The 17,583-nt window shown below is 41.2% G+C and carries 21 protein-coding genes; 9 read left to right on the top strand and 12 right to left on the bottom strand.

The genetic code is table 11. The features are described from left to right. Positions 1-21 precede the first annotated feature (21 nt). Positions 22-774: a 2-phosphosulfolactate phosphatase gene (locus tag G4P69_RS15790; RefSeq protein WP_208340279.1), complete on the bottom strand. Its 753-nt coding sequence runs from the start codon at positions 772-774 to the stop codon at positions 22-24. Positions 775-1,131: 357 nt separating this feature from the next. Here G4P69_RS15790 and G4P69_RS15785 point away from each other — a divergent pair, with 357 nt between their 5' ends. Then, positions 1,132-1,338, top strand: a complete 207-nt coding sequence (locus tag G4P69_RS15785) for a hypothetical protein (protein WP_208340280.1) — start codon at positions 1,132-1,134, stop codon at positions 1,336-1,338. 32 nt (positions 1,339-1,370) lie between these two features. Here G4P69_RS15785 and G4P69_RS15780 read toward each other — a convergent pair whose 3' ends face one another. Further along, positions 1,371-1,721 (bottom strand): DOPA 4,5-dioxygenase family protein, encoded by a 351-nt coding sequence (locus tag G4P69_RS15780; protein WP_208340281.1) that lies wholly within the window; start codon positions 1,719-1,721, stop codon positions 1,371-1,373. Between the two features lie 774 nt (positions 1,722-2,495). On the opposite strand from G4P69_RS15780, the gene gvpA (G4P69_RS15775) reads away from it, so the two are divergent. Beyond that, positions 2,496-2,711, top strand: coding sequence for a gas vesicle structural protein GvpA (gene gvpA / locus G4P69_RS15775; RefSeq protein WP_045871251.1), 216 nt, complete (start codon positions 2,496-2,498; stop codon positions 2,709-2,711). Positions 2,712-3,178: 467 nt separating this feature from the next. Further along, a complete protein-coding gene (gene gvpA, locus G4P69_RS15770; RefSeq protein ID WP_045871251.1) occupies positions 3,179-3,394 on the top strand; it encodes a gas vesicle structural protein GvpA in 216 nt (71 codons plus the stop codon). A gap of 198 nt (positions 3,395-3,592) precedes the next feature. Here the strand turns inward: gvpA (G4P69_RS15770) and G4P69_RS15765 are convergent, their stop codons facing one another. From G4P69_RS15765 to G4P69_RS15725, 9 genes are all read right to left on the bottom strand, one after another. Then, entirely contained in the window at positions 3,593-4,537 is a 945-nt protein-coding gene (locus tag G4P69_RS15765) for a HEAT repeat domain-containing protein (RefSeq protein WP_208340282.1), read from the bottom strand. A gap of 10 nt (positions 4,538-4,547) precedes the next feature. Continuing rightward, entirely contained in the window at positions 4,548-4,775 is a 228-nt protein-coding gene (locus G4P69_RS15760) for a 4Fe-4S dicluster domain-containing protein (protein WP_208340283.1), read from the bottom strand. A gap of 9 nt (positions 4,776-4,784) precedes the next feature. Continuing rightward, complete coding sequence (locus tag G4P69_RS15755) at positions 4,785-5,573, bottom strand: class I SAM-dependent methyltransferase (protein WP_208340284.1); 789 nt, start codon at positions 5,571-5,573, stop codon at positions 4,785-4,787. A gap of 13 nt (positions 5,574-5,586) precedes the next feature. Further along, on the bottom strand, positions 5,587-7,290 hold the full coding sequence (locus tag G4P69_RS15750) for a fumarate reductase/succinate dehydrogenase flavoprotein subunit (protein WP_310833444.1): 1,704 nt from the start codon (positions 7,288-7,290) through the stop codon (positions 5,587-5,589). A gap of 142 nt (positions 7,291-7,432) precedes the next feature. Continuing rightward, positions 7,433-8,401 carry a TauD/TfdA dioxygenase family protein gene (locus G4P69_RS15745; protein ID WP_208340285.1) on the bottom strand — a complete coding sequence of 323 codons (969 nt, stop codon included), beginning with the start codon at positions 8,399-8,401 and terminating at the stop codon, positions 7,433-7,435. Positions 8,402-8,462: 61 nt separating this feature from the next. After that, positions 8,463-9,416, bottom strand: coding sequence for a TauD/TfdA dioxygenase family protein (locus G4P69_RS15740; protein WP_208350571.1), 954 nt, complete (start codon positions 9,414-9,416; stop codon positions 8,463-8,465). 167 nt (positions 9,417-9,583) lie between these two features. Further along, entirely contained in the window at positions 9,584-10,951 is a 1,368-nt protein-coding gene (locus tag G4P69_RS15735; RefSeq protein ID WP_208350569.1) for an LLM class flavin-dependent oxidoreductase, read from the bottom strand. 10 nt (positions 10,952-10,961) lie between these two features. Next, on the bottom strand, positions 10,962-12,020 hold the full coding sequence (locus tag G4P69_RS15730; protein WP_208350567.1) for an aliphatic sulfonate ABC transporter substrate-binding protein: 1,059 nt from the start codon (positions 12,018-12,020) through the stop codon (positions 10,962-10,964). 90 nt (positions 12,021-12,110) lie between these two features. Then, positions 12,111-12,929, bottom strand: coding sequence for a class I SAM-dependent methyltransferase (locus G4P69_RS15725; protein WP_208345437.1), 819 nt, complete (start codon positions 12,927-12,929; stop codon positions 12,111-12,113). 357 nt (positions 12,930-13,286) lie between these two features. On the opposite strand from G4P69_RS15725, the gene G4P69_RS15720 reads away from it, so the two are divergent. Then, positions 13,287-13,760, top strand: coding sequence for a hypothetical protein (locus G4P69_RS15720; RefSeq protein WP_208350565.1), 474 nt, complete (start codon positions 13,287-13,289; stop codon positions 13,758-13,760). On the opposite strand, the gene G4P69_RS15715 is transcribed toward G4P69_RS15720, so the two are convergent. Then, the gene (locus G4P69_RS15715; RefSeq protein ID WP_208350563.1) at positions 13,676-14,149 is read right to left on the bottom strand and encodes a GNAT family N-acetyltransferase; all 474 of its coding nucleotides are present in this window, start codon (positions 14,147-14,149) and stop codon (positions 13,676-13,678) included. The genes G4P69_RS15720 and G4P69_RS15715 overlap by 85 nt on opposite strands. Positions 14,150-14,372: 223 nt before the next feature. Here G4P69_RS15715 and G4P69_RS15710 point away from each other — a divergent pair, with 223 nt between their 5' ends. From G4P69_RS15710 to G4P69_RS15695, 5 genes are all read left to right on the top strand, one after another. After that, positions 14,373-15,032 (top strand): ABC transporter substrate-binding protein, encoded by a 660-nt coding sequence (locus G4P69_RS15710; RefSeq protein WP_208350575.1) that lies wholly within the window; start codon positions 14,373-14,375, stop codon positions 15,030-15,032. A 158-nt stretch (positions 15,033-15,190) separates the two neighbouring features. Then, the gene (locus G4P69_RS15705; RefSeq protein WP_208350560.1) at positions 15,191-16,060 is read left to right on the top strand and encodes a CmcJ/NvfI family oxidoreductase; all 870 of its coding nucleotides are present in this window, start codon (positions 15,191-15,193) and stop codon (positions 16,058-16,060) included. Between the two features lie 57 nt (positions 16,061-16,117). Continuing rightward, complete coding sequence (locus tag G4P69_RS39250; RefSeq protein WP_243902974.1) at positions 16,118-16,597, top strand: MFS transporter; 480 nt, start codon at positions 16,118-16,120, stop codon at positions 16,595-16,597. Positions 16,598-16,658: 61 nt separating this feature from the next. Then, positions 16,659-17,006, top strand: a complete 348-nt coding sequence (locus tag G4P69_RS39245) for an MFS transporter (RefSeq protein ID WP_243902973.1) — start codon at positions 16,659-16,661, stop codon at positions 17,004-17,006. Positions 17,007-17,189: 183 nt separating this feature from the next. Further along, positions 17,190-17,462 (top strand): hypothetical protein, encoded by a 273-nt coding sequence (locus tag G4P69_RS15695; protein WP_243902972.1) that lies wholly within the window; start codon positions 17,190-17,192, stop codon positions 17,460-17,462. Positions 17,463-17,583 lie beyond the last annotated feature (121 nt).

Here is a 17,583-nt window from a genome sequence, read left to right as displayed (position 1 = left end):
TGCAAGGGTTAAACTTTGATATCAGCTGAAACGTTTTGCTGTGTATGCTTTCTCTACCGATGTGGAAATTAGCGTCGGAATACAATCGCTCACATCTAATTCTGAGGCTAAATCCACATCTTGCTCAAATCCTTTTCCAATCAACTCTATACCAGAGCCGCATTGTTTTAGAAGCTCTTTGAGATTCGGTTGAGCATAGCGATAAGCTGTTAGTGCAATTTGCGAGTCTGGTGACAAGCTACCTTGAAGATAGCTGATAATTGCTCCTGCACCAATCAAATCCTCAAACGAAGGACGGAGACTACCATCGTCCCATTTTTCTCCTGCTGGGATTACAGCGATGCTCTGTCCATAGTTCATCGCATCTAAAGCTACAGTTCGGCAATTTCTTAAACATCCAGCCAAAGTAGGGGTTTTTCCAGTTCTTAAACTGAGAGAAGAACCATTTGGTGAAGGAAGAACCAATCGAGTGTTTTTAGGGATCTTGCTGAAGGATGCAGGAGACAGGGAATAACCATTACCACCCCTTCTAGTTGCCAGTTGTGCATTAATGGACTGAGCAAATTCCTGTGCCGACTCGTTGTTCGGCTCATAGGGAAAAACAGACTCATACGGAAAAACAATAGCATCCCTACTATTAGCAATTTCAATACAAGTGGAAAAAGAAAGGATGTCCACAATGATAATAACATCACTAATTGGAGCTAATTGTTCAACTCCTTTTTTTCCCCATTCACAGCGAATGTCAAACTTAGATTGATTGTAGAAACTCATAATTTTATTTTTTACAAAAGAGATTTTTGTGTCCGATTAGGTAAATTATTTCTTTTTTTTCAAAAAAATATACAAATTTTATTTTAGCAAATTTATATACCAAGTCTAAATGATTTATAAACTTGTAAGCTTATGGATAGAATAGCCAATACAGAAGAGCAAAGAGGAGATGTATGTGTACACAATTATACTAATTTTTTCACAAATGATTCACGAATGCTATACTAGCTATATTCAGTATTATTTTTATAATAAAACCAATTTATTAATTTAATAAAAAGAAGTGTTTGCTGTTATAAAAAAAATTGCATACAGTGAAGGTAGAGCTCAGGCTCACTTTCAGATGAGCAGTTTTGTATGCTAAACCACTTAATAAAAATTCGTTATCAACAAGGTTGTCGCGATCGCGATGCTGGTTGTTTGCCAAAAATGGAAGATTCGGTCTATTTAGAAGGTTATCTCAAAGGAAGGCCGGAAGGATTGGACGGGATAGTCCAGTTTTTCCCTTCCCTGGAGGCTTACATGAAATGGAAATTCAAGGATTCAGGAACGGCAAAAACTTGAACCACTACTTACAGCAATTTTGATCGGGTTATTTAAATCAGCGCTTTTAAAACCTCAATATTAAGCTGTAATTTCTCACCCAACCACAAAGAATGCACTGTATGGTCAGCCACAGCATCGCCTGTATTTGGGTGGACGAGAACATCCAGACCCTGACGATTAAGCATTAACCAAGGGACAACCTCAGCAAATTGGTCCGGTAAGAACGCTACTTGATACATCGAGATTGGGTGTGGTCCAACAGGTTCATCACGCCAACGCCCAAGCTGTACCTCAAATCTAGAGCCTAATTCTTCGCGAACACGGGCAGCTATATCGCGAGTGTTAGCATTATAATAAACATGAGCGTGGAAGCTGGCGATCGCAGTGTTTTTTTCTGTCATATATTAATCCTCGAGATGGCTCACGAGAGAAAGTGCTGGTGAAAATGCTTGCAGATACTCAATTTAAGGAAACAAAGCTATAATTATCGCGGATTGCTTAGAAAGCTTTAAAAGGCTGCCCAAAATCCTTATGCTAATTATCCTTGAGAGAAAATATCCTGTCAACATACTATTATAATTTTCCCAGACTTCGGAACGTTCAAAATCCAAGCCCGAAAAGGTTTTCGGAATTACCTCAAGCTCAGGTGACCTTATTCGACAATTATCAGTCATTTTACTGAAGATACTTTCTTGACAGAAATGTTAAAGTTACAGGACGAAGAATAACTAATCTCTTTATTCAACTTTTATACGACATTTCTTAATATTGTATTCTTCTCAGGCTTAGAAAACCCATCGAAATCAAAAAAGGAAGGAGATTTTCAGTAATCACTGAAAATCTTGAATTCGAGGTATCCTTTAACCTAATTTTTCAAGAAACCATAAAAGAACATTTTCGGGAGTATTTCAAATCCGTAATCTCTCTTAAATTTATTTAATATTTTTCTATTAAATCACCAAGAAAAAGATCAGAATTAACACTTAGAAAAGCTTTATAGTGTTGATTATAGTTATGTTATAAGCTCTTCCTCATTATTTTTTTATAAAAAAAAAGATATTTTTTTGTAAGCTCTTTACATTTTCAAAAATGCTATATAGAATTTAGTTGGGCTAAGGTTAAGGCAATCGCCAAGCCAAAAACCCAAAAACAACAATGAATTAAGGGACAAAACCATGGCAGTTGAAAAGACAAATTCTTCCTCTAGTTTGGCTGAAGTTATCGACCGTATTCTTGACAAGGGTATTGTTGTAGATGCATGGGTTCGCGTTTCTTTAGTTGGTATTGAATTGCTAGCTATTGAAGCTCGTATCGTTATCGCTTCTGTTGAAACCTACCTCAAATATGCAGAAGCTGTTGGTCTAACACAATCAGCTGCAGTACCTGCTTAAAAGCTTAGGGAAATCCTTAAATTCCAAGCAATCTGAACATAGCTTTTGCTCTTCTTACTCTAAAGAATTCGTAAATGCAAATTTATATACGAATACAGAAATAGAAAGCTAAAAACTTTATTAAACCCCCATTACTGATCATAAAATCATCAGTAATGGGGGTTTATTGACGTTTTTTAAATTGAAGATTTACTACTATATAAATTATTGAAAATTATTTGTATATTGGCATCAATATCTATCTTTTACAGTCAATAGACAAACAAGGAATAGTGAAGGAGTACTTAGTTTTTAAACATAGTCCAAAGCCTAGGCTATTTTTGATTTTTTTCTTATAAAAATAAAGATATTTTTCTGTAAACCCTTTACATTTTCAAAAATGCTATATACAATTTAGTTGGGCACAAAGGTTAAGGCAATCGCCAAGCCAAAAACCCAAAAACAACAATGAGTTAAAGGACAAAACCATGGCAGTTGAAAAGACAAATTCTTCCTCTAGTTTGGCTGAAGTTATCGACCGTATTCTTGACAAAGGTATTGTTGTAGATGCATGGGTTCGCGTTTCTTTAGTTGGTATTGAATTGCTAGCTATTGAAGCTCGTATCGTTATCGCTTCTGTTGAAACCTACCTCAAATATGCTGAAGCTGTTGGTCTAACACAATCAGCTGCAGTACCTGCTTAAGACTTTAGAAAAAGTCTCCAACATTAAGTAATCTGAACATAGATTTTGCTTTTCTTGCTCTAAAGAATTCGTAAATGCAAATTTATATACGAACGTAGAAATAGAAAATCAAAAACTTTATTAAACCACCTTCTCTGATAAATTTATAATCAGTGAAGGTGATTCATTTTAAGGGTGTTCTAAACATCTCTAGTTAGTTTAAATTTTCTTAATTGCTCGCTCTGCGTGAATAGAAACTTCTCTATCGGGATCATCTAATGCTTGGTTTAAGGCATTGAGAGCTTTAGGACTTCCTAAATTACCAAGTACAATTACTGCTTCTTTCCTCACATCCGAATATTCATCGATCAAAAGCTCAATGACTGACGGTAAGCAATCGACAGTACCTATTTTTTGCAAAACCTGTAAAGCAGATTTTCGCACTTGCCAATGTTCATCTTTAAGCGCGACTATAACAGCCGAAATCGCTTTGGGGTTTGCGTGAATAGCTAGAGATTTAGCGGCATTTCTCCTTACTTGCCAATCACAATCTTTAATTAAAGATTTTTCTAGTAAATCTACTATATCTTCATCTGCCAAATACCCCAAAGTTAAAGCTGCTGCACGACGTACACTATCATTAGAATCCTCCAAGAGAGCTAGAGCAGGAAGACAAGTTTTCACTTGATTTAAATAGCTTACGGTGCTGACAGCGGCTTCTCGAAGTTGGGGATATTGAGAATCAAAAAATCTCAGCACCACAGGTAAGGACTCAGCATCACGTATTTTGCGTAAGAGAATTAAAATGTTAAGTTGTAAGTTGACATCCTGTTGCTGTAAAGCATCCAACAATATTACTAAATGCTCTGATGAAATTAACTCACCCAAGACTGATAATGCTTCGCTGCGAATTTCTGCATCTGGAGAAGCAAGGGATTTCAACAAAGCAGGAACAGTCACAGGATCAGCAATTTCTCCCAGCGCACTTAGAGCAATTTTTTGTACTGCTGTGCTTTCATCTTCTAAGGCAATGACTAAAGCATCAATGGCTTCTTCTTCCCCTAAATATTGCAGATTTTTTACAGCAACTAGTCGGTCATTTAGGTTGGGCGATCGCAACATCTCCAACCATTCATTTAATTCAGAATCGGTATTTATAGACATTTGAAAATTTCTAGCGCAACAAAAAGGGAATCTGCACTGTAATCGCCTTTGTGGGACATTCCTTTTCGCAAGGTAAACAAAACCAACACTCGTCATATTTCATATAAGCTTTTCCCGTCTCTGGATTTTTCGCTAACACATCCAATGGACAAACTTCAATACAAGCGGTACATTTTTCTAAACATTTAGATTCATCTACAATCACAGGAAGATCTACTCTTTGGTTTGTTAAAGCCATAAAACATCCTTAATTATCTAAATTTTTGCTAGCTAGTAAAAAACGGTATCCCATATCAATCTCTGTTAATTTTAAAATTTCTCCATACTTTGCCTCCCATTGACCATTTTTCAAATCTGTAGAGAGTGAATTTATGCTTTGCTCAAGCCAACTTGTATGAGTTAAAGCAAAAGATGAAATCCCTGCCCGTACTTCAGGTTTTAAGTACAAATCAGGTCGCCTCCAAGCTGCTGCTGCAAATAAATCGGATAAATCATATGGCAACAGAAAAGGAAAAATTTCAACATTTCTTTGGGTATTAAACTCAATTAACTCAATTTGTTCCTCCAGTGTTAAAAATCTCGATGCATCTTCCCACAGCCATGGAAAATAATCATAAAGCCATATTTTCTGAGACAATCTAATATCAAATGTCAACAAAAGAATAGCGCCACCGTTGACAACACGATGCATTTCTCGAAAAGATTTTTCTAAGTTAGAAAAATGATGAATTGCTAAAATACTAATTAATGCATCAACAGATTTGTCTGGTAAAGGGAGAGCTTCTGCGTACCCAATAAACCATTCAACCTGGGGATCGGCTATTGCCTGTGTTCGCATCACTGACGATGGTTCTATGGCATAAATCAAAAATCCTTCGTCTGCTAATGCTAAACTATAACCGCCAGTACCAGCGCCAATATCAGCAATAATGCTGCCTTGTGTCAAATTAAGAAGTTTTATTAAGCTTTTGACTATGCGGTGGTCAGGAACCCGAGTAGTTGAATATTTTTTACCAATTGAATCGTAAATATCCATATTAAAACGTAATTTAACGTGTTGCTACATTATAAACTTCCTTTAGTAAATCTACGTCTACAACATAAGGCTCAACAGGACGCTTGAATAGAACCATTTCCTCTCTATCATTCTTTTTCAAATTTACATGACAAAACCACTCCTCATTATTCTTTTCTGGAAAATCAAGACGGTAGTGATATAAACCCCAACGACTTTCCTGGCGGTAAAGAGATGCTCGTGCAGCCATTTCCGCACAGTCGCGAATAAAATGGACTTCCATAGAACGCATGAGTTCATGGGGATCACGCGCTCCCATTTGCCCTAAAGTTTCGTGATAGCGAACAAAATGGTTTAGCCCAATCTCCATCTTGTAACTAGATTTCGGTGGTTGCAAATAATCATTTACTAAACGCCGCAACTTATACTCAACTTGATTGTGAGGAATACCATTCGGACGATTTAATGGTTCATATATACGAACTTTTTCCGCCTCTAAAAATTCTACGTCGGGTTCCAAATGCTCTAAATCCTGAATATACTCAATAGCATTGATCCCAGCCAAACGACCAAATACAAACGCCCCAATCATATAATTGTGGGGGACACTTGCCATATCCCCAGCTGCATACAATCCTGATACAGTGGTTTCTGCTTTCTCATTTACCCACACACCAGAAGCACTATGTCCGCTACACAAGCCAATCTCTGATATGCTCATTTCAATACCGTGGGTGCGGTAGTTTTCATCCCTACCCTCGTGAAAACGTCCTCTACTTGGTCGCTCATTTGACCACAAGATAGACTCAATCTCAGAGATTGTATCTTCATCTAGGTGGGTCATTTTTAATTGAATTGGTCCCTTACCAGAGTTTAATTCCTTCCAGATCTCTAACATCATTTGACCGCTCCAATAATCGCAATTTATAAAGCGGTATCCTTCAGCGTTGGCGGTGTATGCACCAAATGGCCCAGCAACATAGGCACAGGCAGGGCCATTATAATCTTTAATGAGCGGATTAATTTGGAAACTTTCAATATTGGTCAGTTCAGCACCCGCATGGTATGCCATTGAATAACCATCCCCGGCATTGGTAGGATTTTCGTAAGTACCATAGAGATAGCCTGATGCAGGTAGTCCCAACCTTCCACAAGCACCTGTACAGAGAACGACTGCTTTTGCTTGAATAACCACAAAATCCCCACCCCGCACATCAAATCCGACTGCACCAATTGCCCTATCATTTTTTACTATCACCCGTGTTGCCATGACACGGTTTGTTACTTGCACTTTGTGGCGCTTTACCTGTCGGGTAAGAATGGTTTTTAAATCTTTACCTTCGGGCATGGGTAGTACATATTTACCTACCCGATGCACTTGCTTAACGTCATAATTTCCTTGGGGATCTTTCTGAAACTTCACACCCCAACTTTCTAATTCTTGAATGGTTTCGTAGCCTAACTTTGCAGTTTGATAGACGGCTTTTTGGTGAAGAATCCCATCATTAGCTATCGTGACTTCGCGAACATACTGTTCTGGGGTGGAGTGTCCAGGAATGACGGCGGTATTTACTCCATCCATTCCCATAGCGATCGCACCACTACGCCGAATATTTGCTTTCTCCAGAATTAAAACTTCTGCATTAGGATTCGCTTGTTTGGCTTTGATCCCTGCCATTGTCCCAGCAGTACCACCGCCAATAATTAACACATCCGTTTTCATCCACTGCGTATTCACCCCGCTAGCCCCCTTAAAAAATTTCGCGGAATTCTCCACCGTCTACAAATGTAGGAAAATGGGGAAAGTTATACGTCCTTACCCCATGATTTTACTGCCCTTGAAAGCTAAAATTTGATCCTTTGCCTATGGTGTAGGAATATCAGGAAAGTACAGGTTCTGCTTGCACCCTCTGAGTGTTGTTCCTCAAAATGCTTGGTGCTTCGGTGCCGAATGCCTCACCTTCTACTATTTGTGAGCGGAAACCATCGACTCCAACAGGAACATCACCTTTGATGGTAGTGCGGTAAAGTACTCGCTCAACTTCTATATGATCCAAGTCTTGAGGAGCCAAATGTGCGGTAGCGCGGTTATCCCAGAAGGCGATGTCACCGTTATTCCAACGGAAACGGGTGGTATAGGCGGGTTTGGTGATTTGGTTAAAGAATAATTCCAGTAGCAAATCACTCTCTTGTCGTGATACATCAAGAATGTGTGAGGTGAAACCAGGATTGACGAATAAAGCACGTTCACCTGTTTCCGGATGAACACGCACTACAGGATGGATTGAAACTAAAGGATTAGCTTCAATTCGCTGTACAAGTTTGCTATTTTTGGGCAAATTTAAACGTGCATTGAAGCGGTGTTCAGCTTTCAACGTGTCTGCTAATGCACGTAAGGGTGCTGACAAACCTTCGTAGGCTGCAACAAGATTTGTCCATTGTGTGTCACCACCAACGCTGGGAACATTAACTGCACGCAAAATCGAACCCGCAGGGGGGTTAACAACAGCTGTCACATCAGTGTGCCAACGACTCTCGTAGCTGGAACGACGCAAACCATTCCGACGTTCGTAGCGACTACGATCAATTGGCAGGATTTCTGAGAATCCTTCAATTGGCTCATCTTCGTGTGGATGTGCGTAAGTAACCTCACCAAAACGAGCAGTAAAGGCAATCTGCGCAGCATGATCAATATTCTGATTCCGGAAGAACACCACCTTCCACTTTAATAGTGCTTGACGAATTTCTTTAACTGCATCATCATGCAGAGGACGAGAAAGGTCTACATTACCAATTTCAGCACCAATGAAACCAGCTACGGGTTTGACTTCAATGTGATTGTAGGTCATATTAATTCTCCAGAGAGTGAAAGTTTAGCTTGTGTACAGGTGTTTTAGCCGCGCATGAATTCTAGCCAGAATGCGCGACTGCTGAAGCTTCTACCTTTCTTTTTTGAGATTCCCAATTTCTGGTGTATGCAGAAGAATCTCCCTTGATTGCCTCACTTTGCTTGCCATCAATACCAACTGGGATATCGCCGACAATTGTGACTCGCTGAACATGACGGGGTTGATTGCCATAGTCGGCGATCGCATAATGTTGAGTTGCTCGGTTATCCCAAAATGCTACATCACCAACTTTCCAGCGCCAGCGTACGGTATTCTCTGGACGGGTGATGTAAGCTTGTAACAGGCGAATAATATCATCAGATTCTGTGCTTGATAGACCGCGCAAGCGACGCACGAAACCGCCAATGAACAGTCCCCGTTCACCAGATTCAGGGTGAACGCGCACAACTGGATGTAATGTTTCGTATACAGTAGATGTAAAAACCTCCCGATAACTTCTTATCTCTTCAGGTACGTCTACTACCGCTGCTGCATAATCAAAGGCATTACTATGTATAGCCCAAAGTTCATCAGCAAGATTACGCAGAGGAGTCGGTAAATCTTCATACGCAGTGACTGAGTTTGCCCAAACTGTGTCGCCACCAGCAGGAGGAATAACAAGTGCCCGTAAAACAGAACCGAGTGGTGGACGGTCTACAAATGTTACATCGGTGTGCCAGTTGTTAGCACGAGCTACAGTTTTCCCATAATTCAAGTCTAAAACTGATGGATTTTCTGGTAATGAAGGCACTGTAGGGTGGGCTGTGGTTACTTCACCGAACCGCCGAGCAAACGCTACTTGTCCCTCAGCGTCGAGTTTTTCTTGCCCACGGAAGAATATTACTTTGTATTTGACTAGGGCTTTACGGATATCACTGATAATTTCGTCGTTTAAGTTGGAACTCAGATCCACACCGATGATTTTTGCGCCGATGCGTCCAGCAATTGGTTTGATGTCAAAGTATTGAGAACCCATATTTTTGTATCTCCAAAAAAGTTTGTAAAAAAAATACAAGAATTCAGGAGTCAGGAGCCAGAATTCAGTATAAATTTTGTCGAACCAGCGAATGAACAAAGAAATTTAAATCTATTAATTTTGATTGCTGTATTCTGACTCCTGTATTCTGACTTCTGACTCCTTGGTTAAGCTGCTAGTTCAGAAACAGTCGCACGTTTTGTAAACTGATTTTCTGGACGTGGTAAACCAAGGTTTTCCCGCAAGGTGCGTCCTTCGTATTCGGTGCGGAACAGCCCTCGACGTTGCAGTTCGGGAATTACCAGATCCACAAACTCATCTAAACCACCAGGTAAATAAGGCGGCATAATATTAAAGCCATCCGCTCCACCGTTAACAAACCATTCTTCTAACTTGTCTGCTATTTGTGACGGTGTACCCCAAATAGTCCAATGTCCCCGCGCGCCTGCAATCCATAAATATAGTTGGCGAATGGTCAAATTTTCTCTGCGAGCAGTTTCGATCAATAATTTCTGGCGGCTTTGGTGGAGTTCAGTGTGAGGTAGATCTGGTAATGGTCCATCTAATGGGTAAGTGGATAGATCAACTTCCCCCAACATCCCTGTTAGCAAACTTAAACCCACTTGAGGATGAATTAATTCCTGTATGCGATCAAATTTTGCTTTGGCTTCCTCCTCGGTTATGCCAATCACAGGAAATACCCCTGGCATAATTTTTAGGTGATCAGGGTTGCGTCCGTACTTCGCTAGTCGTCCCTTCACATCTGAGTAAAAAGCTTGAGCATCTTCAAGGGTTTGTTGTGCGGTAAAAATAACTTCTGCTGTTTGAGCAGCAAGATTTTTACCATCTTCGGAAGAACCAGCTTGGATAATAACTGGATACCCTTGGGGTGGACGAGCAACATTCAAGGGACCACGTACAGAAAAATGCTCGCCTTTGTGGTTGGGAACGTGTAATTTATCTGGATCGAAGTAAACACCAGATTCCTTATCACGCAAAAATGCATCGTCTTCCCAGCTGTCCCAGAGTTTAGTGACAACATCCACAAATTCGCGAGCACGCTCATAACGGAGAGCATGTTCGGGGTGCTGTTCCCGGTTAAAGTTTTGGGCTTCAGCAGTGCTAGCAGAAGTTACAAGATTCCAACCTGCACGACCATTACTTAAATAATCTAAGGACGCAAATTTTCGCGCAAGATGGAAGGGTTCATTATAAGTGGTTGAGACTGTTGCTGCTAAGCCAATATGCTCAGTGACGACCGATAATGCTGATAGCAAAGTCAGAGGTTCAAAGTGAACAAGATGTCCTGTGCGGCTCAACACTTCTCTTCCTTGACCCCGATCTCTTACAGCCACTCCATCAGCAAAGAAAATCATGTCAAATTTGCCGCGTTCAGCTGTCTGAGCAATTTGACGATAATGGTCAAACCTCAAACCCCCATCTGCTCTTGCATCTGGGTATCGCCAAGCCGCCAAATGATGACCCGAACTCATCAAGAATGCACCCAATCTCAATTGCTTTTTACTCTGACTCATATACTTCTATCTATTTTTGACTAATGGAAGGAGGTGTAATTGCTGCATATTGTTCAGGTGTTAGTGTTGCATCCTTAATATTGATGGCTTTAGGAAGCACGCCATTTTTGTGGAAGTAATCTGCTACTAACTGCTGTTCTTGGATCAATTCTGGGGAAATTGGTCTCAATCCGTAGGTGCGACGGCTAACGATCAATTCCATTACATCGTGAGGTAGCTTTTGATAAGGTGCGATTAGCTTGACAGTTTCCTCGGGGTGTGACTCAGCCCAACGCTGAATTTTATCAATCTCCTCGATGACGATCCGTAGCAATCCAGGATTATCAATCGCAAACTGTTTTGCTCCAATATAATATCCCCCTGGGGAATCAAGTCCCTTAGCAGTTCTAAGAATTCGCACCTTACCCAGTTTTTCCGCTCTCGCCAAATGGGGATCACCAGTTACCCAAACGGGTATTTTCCCTTCTAAAAATGCACTACTAACTTCTACATTAGGTATGCTCCGAACTTTGATATCGGTAGGTTTTAAACCAACTTCTTCTAAAGCTCTAAGGATAAAAAAGTGAGATGCAGAAGCTTTTTGGAAAACTACTTCTTGTCCCTTGAGATCCTTAAGGCTCTTAATTGGAGAATTTGGGGGGACAGCGATCGCACTACCGTTACCACTATTTTCGGTACGTTGTGAACCAACAACATAAACAATTTCAGCGCCAGCAGCTTGAGCAAAAATAGGCGGAGTTTCCCCCACAGAACCCAAATCAATCTTACCGACATTCATTGCTTCCATTAGTTGTGGTCCTTGGGCAAATTGAGCCCATTCTACTTTCACACCCAATGGTTCAAGGCGTTTTTCGAGAACTTTTGTTACTCTCACTAAATCGCCAGCTTGTTGATACCCCATACGGAGTACTTTAGTTTTAATTCCAGATGGCTTGGTTTCTGATGCATCATTTCGACTTTCTGCATTACAACAGACCAAGGTCACCGAAGTCGCTAAAGTTAACAATCCTGGTAGTAAAAACAAAGTCAACCGGCGAAAGATTTTTAGTTTGAATGTCGTCTCAGTCATAGTTTTCTGTGGTGAAAATTGTTGGCTTTTTTCTAGGTAGTTACGCCTCTATCTAATACACCACTACAATGTTAGATTTTCTCTAAGTTGTCATGTTTGTCTCCTGGCAACAAGAGCAGTTACTGGCAATTCTTCGGTAAACTCTCCAGAAGGTTCTACAGCCAGTAAAGATGCTCTCAAATCTGTCTCAAATTTTTCGCGGTTTTCGCCAAAGAACGAGGGCAGACCAAATGCAGTTGAATAGATATAGCCTAGATAAGAATCAATCGTCCAAGATTGCTTAGATTTTACTTCATAAGTCTCTAGACGAGAAAAAGGCGATCGCAACAAGATTTCTTCATGGGATACTTCCAAAGATTTCCACGTACCTTCTCCTGCTTGCCCTGTGCGTCGTCGATCCCCTAGCCAACGTTTGACTACCTCTATAACAGTTTTTTTCCAAGGATGTTCGCTTTCCCAGACATTTTCGTTGGTCTTGAGGATAACGATACCACCATCCTCCACTACCAAAGAATCAAGCTTTGATAAGACAAATTCTCGTTGCATCCAGTGGAACGAACGTCCCATGGTCACGAGTTGAAACTTGCCCAAATCCTCAGAAATAGATTCAGCGCGATCGTGAATCCAGCGAATATTGCTGATAAGAGCAATTGTTGCTTGTTCCTCGGCTTCTTTGAGCATATCTGCATCGGGGTCTAGTCCCACCACTTCCGCAAAACGATTAGCAAAAGGAATGGCAACTAATCCCGCACCGCAACCGAGGTCGAGCAATCGTCCTTTACCATCTAGTTTAAAGGTATTGGCTAATAAGTCAAACAGGGCTTGGGGATACTTCGAGCGGTAACGAGCATAGTACCAAGCAGCACCTTGAAATAAAGTTGGGTCGTAGGAAGGAAGTGTGATCGCCATAAATCAAACCCGTAAAATCGTATAGTAATTCACCCAATACGCGATTATCTCGCTGATAAGATTACTCGTCGCAAAAACTGTATTTACACAACTCTGGGAGGGTGTGAATGATATAGTGCTTTTACTACAAAAATTACAATGGGCTCCAAAATACTACTGTTTTTTGACCAAATTACCGTGTTTCTATTTTAGAAGTATTGCATGACCTGTGATCAAAATTCAAGCCCTTTGCAAATAAAATATACGTTAATCTAATTATAAGAATTACTAAATATTAAGTATTGGCCATAAACTGCGTATACGAGAATACATAAAAAATATTCGTTCTCCAAGTCTATTGGAGCTTCAACGTTAAAAATGATAAGTGGAATTTTTGAAAATTGCATTGGCACAATAGATAGTGTAGCAGCCCTAAAATATTCGGCTGAATTGGGTTACCAAGTAATCCAGCAGGGACAGTTAAGCGCAGAACAAGCAGGGCTACTGTATCAGCATACGGCTGAGTTAACTTCTTGGCGACTCCAGAATGGAGATTCGTCATCTCATGGGATGGTACGGTTAATGTTATGGTCACAACCAGGTAATGCTGGTTTAGAAACGACATTGCCAATGGTTATTGGTAGTCGTTGGTTTGCATCCTTGACTCACGATATTTACGCGATCGCAGATGCCTTTAGCGATGATAAGGCTAACGGAGGTGACTGGCTGTTTACTGAACCAGTGCGGGCTATCGAAGGTTTTGGAAATCAGGGGAAAGGTTTATATAGCCGCTTTGTTGGTGTAGCAACAAAACCTATTTTGACACCTTTCTTGAAACCAGCTTTCTCGTAGAACTGGTGTATTGCTTCTCGATTACTGCCACTCAAAAGCATCACCTTGTAACAATCATAGCTCCATGCAGATTGCAACGCATGATCTATCAAACGGCTTCCAACACCTCGGCGACGATAATCAGCGTGAGTAACGACATTTTCAATTAACCCATAGGGACGAGCGCCCCGCGTTAGATTAGGAATAACTACCAAGGTACAAGAGGCAATGAGGTGTCCATTGAAATCTGCCACAAAGCAATTAACCTTGTTATCACCCAATATTTCGTTCCATATTTGTTGAAGGGTTGACTCGTCAGGTAAAGGAGCATCTATTGGGTTTAAATGTTTATATAAGTTTAGGAGTTCTGGCAATTCATGATGTTCAACGTTGCGTATCAAAATCTTCATGAACATTAGATGAATATTATCCTACAATACTAACCCAAAATTACCTTCCAAAATAATTAAATATGGCTGTCTTGAATAAATTCAGCAGAGGTCGGCTTTTTGCTCTATCTTTAATAGGTGTATGCTTTTTAACTGCCTGCTCGTCTGTAAAACCTGAATCTTCTGGGAAAGAATCTACTCTTGGAGCTTCTGGAAGCGGTGGTGATACCTTAAAACTACTTTACTGGCAGGCTCCAACTATTCCCCGAATACAACATACAAATTCGATCTTGTGAAGGCTGCTGCTTTATTAGACGAGGCTGGGTGGAAACTCAGCAATGGTAATCCTATCCGGACTAAAAATGGCGTCGAGTTGAGTGTTCTTTTCCAAACCGGGGTTAATCCACTGCGCCAGAAGACTCAACAAATTGTTAAACAAGCATTAACATCTATCGGCGTGAAGGTGGATCTCAAAAGTATAGATTCAAGTATTTACTTTTCCAGTGATCCTGCTAACCCAGATACAACTAGTCATTTCTATGCTGATGTGCAAATGTTGACTAACGGTAATGAAAATCCAGACCCTGGTGCTTATATGAGGGGGTGGACTTGTACTGAAATTCCGCAGAAAAAAAACAAATGGTCTGGCAGTAACAGTACTCGTTATTGTAATCCTGAATATGACAAGCTCTGGCAACAGTCTACAACAGAGTTAAATCCAGAAAAACGCCGACAGTTGTTTATCCAGATGAATGACTTGCTAATTAATGACGCGATCGTCATTCCCCTGCTTGCTAGAGCCAGAGTCAGTGGTAAGAGTAACAGGCTTGTGGGTGTAGATCTAACCCCATGGGATGCTGATACATGGAATATCAAGGATTGGGGTAGAAGTTCCCGTAGTTAAAAATCATTACCCCAATGCTTCTTGCAGAACTTCTATTTTGCAAAAGATTGTTATCCTAGATATAAAGGCAAAATACGACAAGCCAATAGACAATTAGTATTTAATGACCCTTTTGCCGACTTCGACAAGAGGCTTGAAGGAACATAAGGATACAACCCATGAGCTTAAGTGGTCAAGTTCTAGATAAATCGATTTCTTCACTGCCATTTGTACAGGCTAACCTGAGTTACCTGATTCCAATGGCAGAAAAACCTGTTAACTACACCTACGAACCACCTGCAGGGGTTCCTCGAACCAACGGAACTTTTCAAACATACAAGTTACCAATCTATAATGCTCGTTCTATCACAGAGAATATCTCTTTGGATAGAGAAGGTTTCGCGTTGATTCGACATGATAGCAAAGTCCGCGACTTTTACAACGAAGACGAAATACTCCAAGTCTACTATCCCGAAGCTGAGCAATTTTTAAAAGATGTGACGGGTGGAAGTAAAGTGGTCATATTTGATCATACGCTCCGCAATCGACAACGTTTTCAACAAGGTGAGAAATCCATTAGGGAGCCAGCTAAGCGGGTACATAATGATTTCACTGCCAAATCTGGCTATACTCGTGCGCGTTGGGAGTTAGCAGCAAGAGGAATAGATGAAATTGAAATTGAGGCATTGCTGCAAAAACGTTTTGCTATCATCAACGTTTGGCGTGCGATCGCATCCCCAATTCAAGAGTCACCATTGACGGTGTGCGACGCGCGGAGTATTGCACCAGAAGACCTTGTGGCGGGTGATCTGGTGTACCGCGATCGCATTGGTGAAACCTACGCGGTCACTTACAATCCGACCCATCAATGGTACTACTTTCCACAAATGCAACGCGATGAGGCGCTCCTGATTAAGTGTTTCGACTCCACCGAAGACGGAATAGCAAGATTTGCCGCCCACACTGCGTTTGATGACCCGACAAGCCCACCCAACGCCCCACCCCGCGAGAGCATCGAGCTACGAACTTTCGTTTTTTATCCTGATTGAGCACAACTCAGGCAGAGCTAGCTAGAAAATCCAAATCCGAACAGGTATAGCAATTAGATGCTCGTTGCTTTTCGCTCTAGAAATTTTCGCCTGTACTACCTAGGTCAGGCGATTTCTCTAATTGGCACTTCCATGACTCAGGTGGCTACTAGCTGGCTAGTATATCACCTGACTAACTCTGCCTGGATGCTGGGGGTAGTGGGGTTTGCCAGTCTAATTCCCAGTTTAGTTTTGATTCCCGTGAGTGGAATCTTCGCTGATCGTTGGAATCGTCACCGCTTGCTAGTCGTTAGTCAGATTTTGGGGATGCTTCAGTCTTTAGCTGTGACTTGGCTAGCTCTGAGCGGTACGATCAATATCTGGCAAATCACACTTCTTTCTTTGTTCCAAGGAATAATTAACGCCTTCGACAATCCGGCAAGACAAGCATTTTTACCGGAAACGGTCGAAAAGAACAGTCTCAGCAATGTGCTTGCTTTGTATTCTTCCCTCGTCAGCGTTTCTGTTATGCTTGGACCTGCGTTTGCAGGCATGTAGTAGAGTGCTGGGCTTGGAAAGAGTTCTAGCATTTGGGATAGCCCTCATGGGGATCAACCTTATGATCTTCGCACTGTCTCACTTGTTATGGCTTTCGCTCGTCTCACTGGCGATCGCCGGTTTTGGCTTTATTATGCAGATCACTTCTGGTCGCACAGTAGTGCAATTGTTGGTGACTGATGAAAATCGCGGGCAGATTACCAGTCTTTATGTAATGACCACTACAGGTGCAGTACCGATAGGTAACTTGGTTGCTGGCGCACTAGCAAGCAATATTGGTGCTGTCAATACTGTTATTTTTGGCGCAAGCATATGCATTGTTGGTTCACTCATCTTTATGCAGCAGTTATCAGCCTTCCATGACCTAGTGCGTTTGAATCTGGACGCGCGCGGGTTTAAGCTTAAATAAGCTTGGGTCAATTACTGGAGTTTGGACTAAAAGCTCAGGCTTAGAAAAAAGTACTTAGAGAACTAGAGATAAAAAACAGACAATACTACTGAATCGAAGAGTAAAGGGTGATAAAGAAAAGCAATCAGTAGTGACACTGACTGCTGTAGAGTCAATGAATGTAATGTATAAATCATTGACGTGATGATCCTGACACAATTAGAAGAATTCCGGCAAGCAATTTACGATTGCTTGGGTAAAGCGAAAGATGCCGTATTTGAGTTGATGGACGCAGTATTGACTAGCCCAAGCATTCCATCATTTGTGAGCTTGTCCCAAAGTCCAGTATTTCGACGGCAATGGCCGAGTATATATGCAGCACTGCATGATAGTCGTCCACACAGAAGAAAACTGATGAATTTACTGGTAGGGAAGGTAAAAACAGCTATCTCAACCATTTTTAGCAGGAGATCATAGCTTTTGGCCAAGACCAGAGGCCAAGACACTTAAGGAAAGAACTTTTCATGGGGAGAAAGGATCTCGTGCAGGTATTGGACAAAGTTACAGTACGTTGGCCTGGATACCAGAGGCAGATGGG

The organism is Aetokthonos hydrillicola CCALA 1050, from assembly GCF_017591665.1.
Taxonomy (GTDB): Bacteria; Cyanobacteriota; Cyanobacteriia; order Cyanobacteriales; family Nostocaceae; genus Aetokthonos; species Aetokthonos hydrillicola.
The sequence above is the reverse complement of the archived record's forward strand: the minus strand, read 5'-3'. Positions and strand labels throughout refer to the sequence as shown.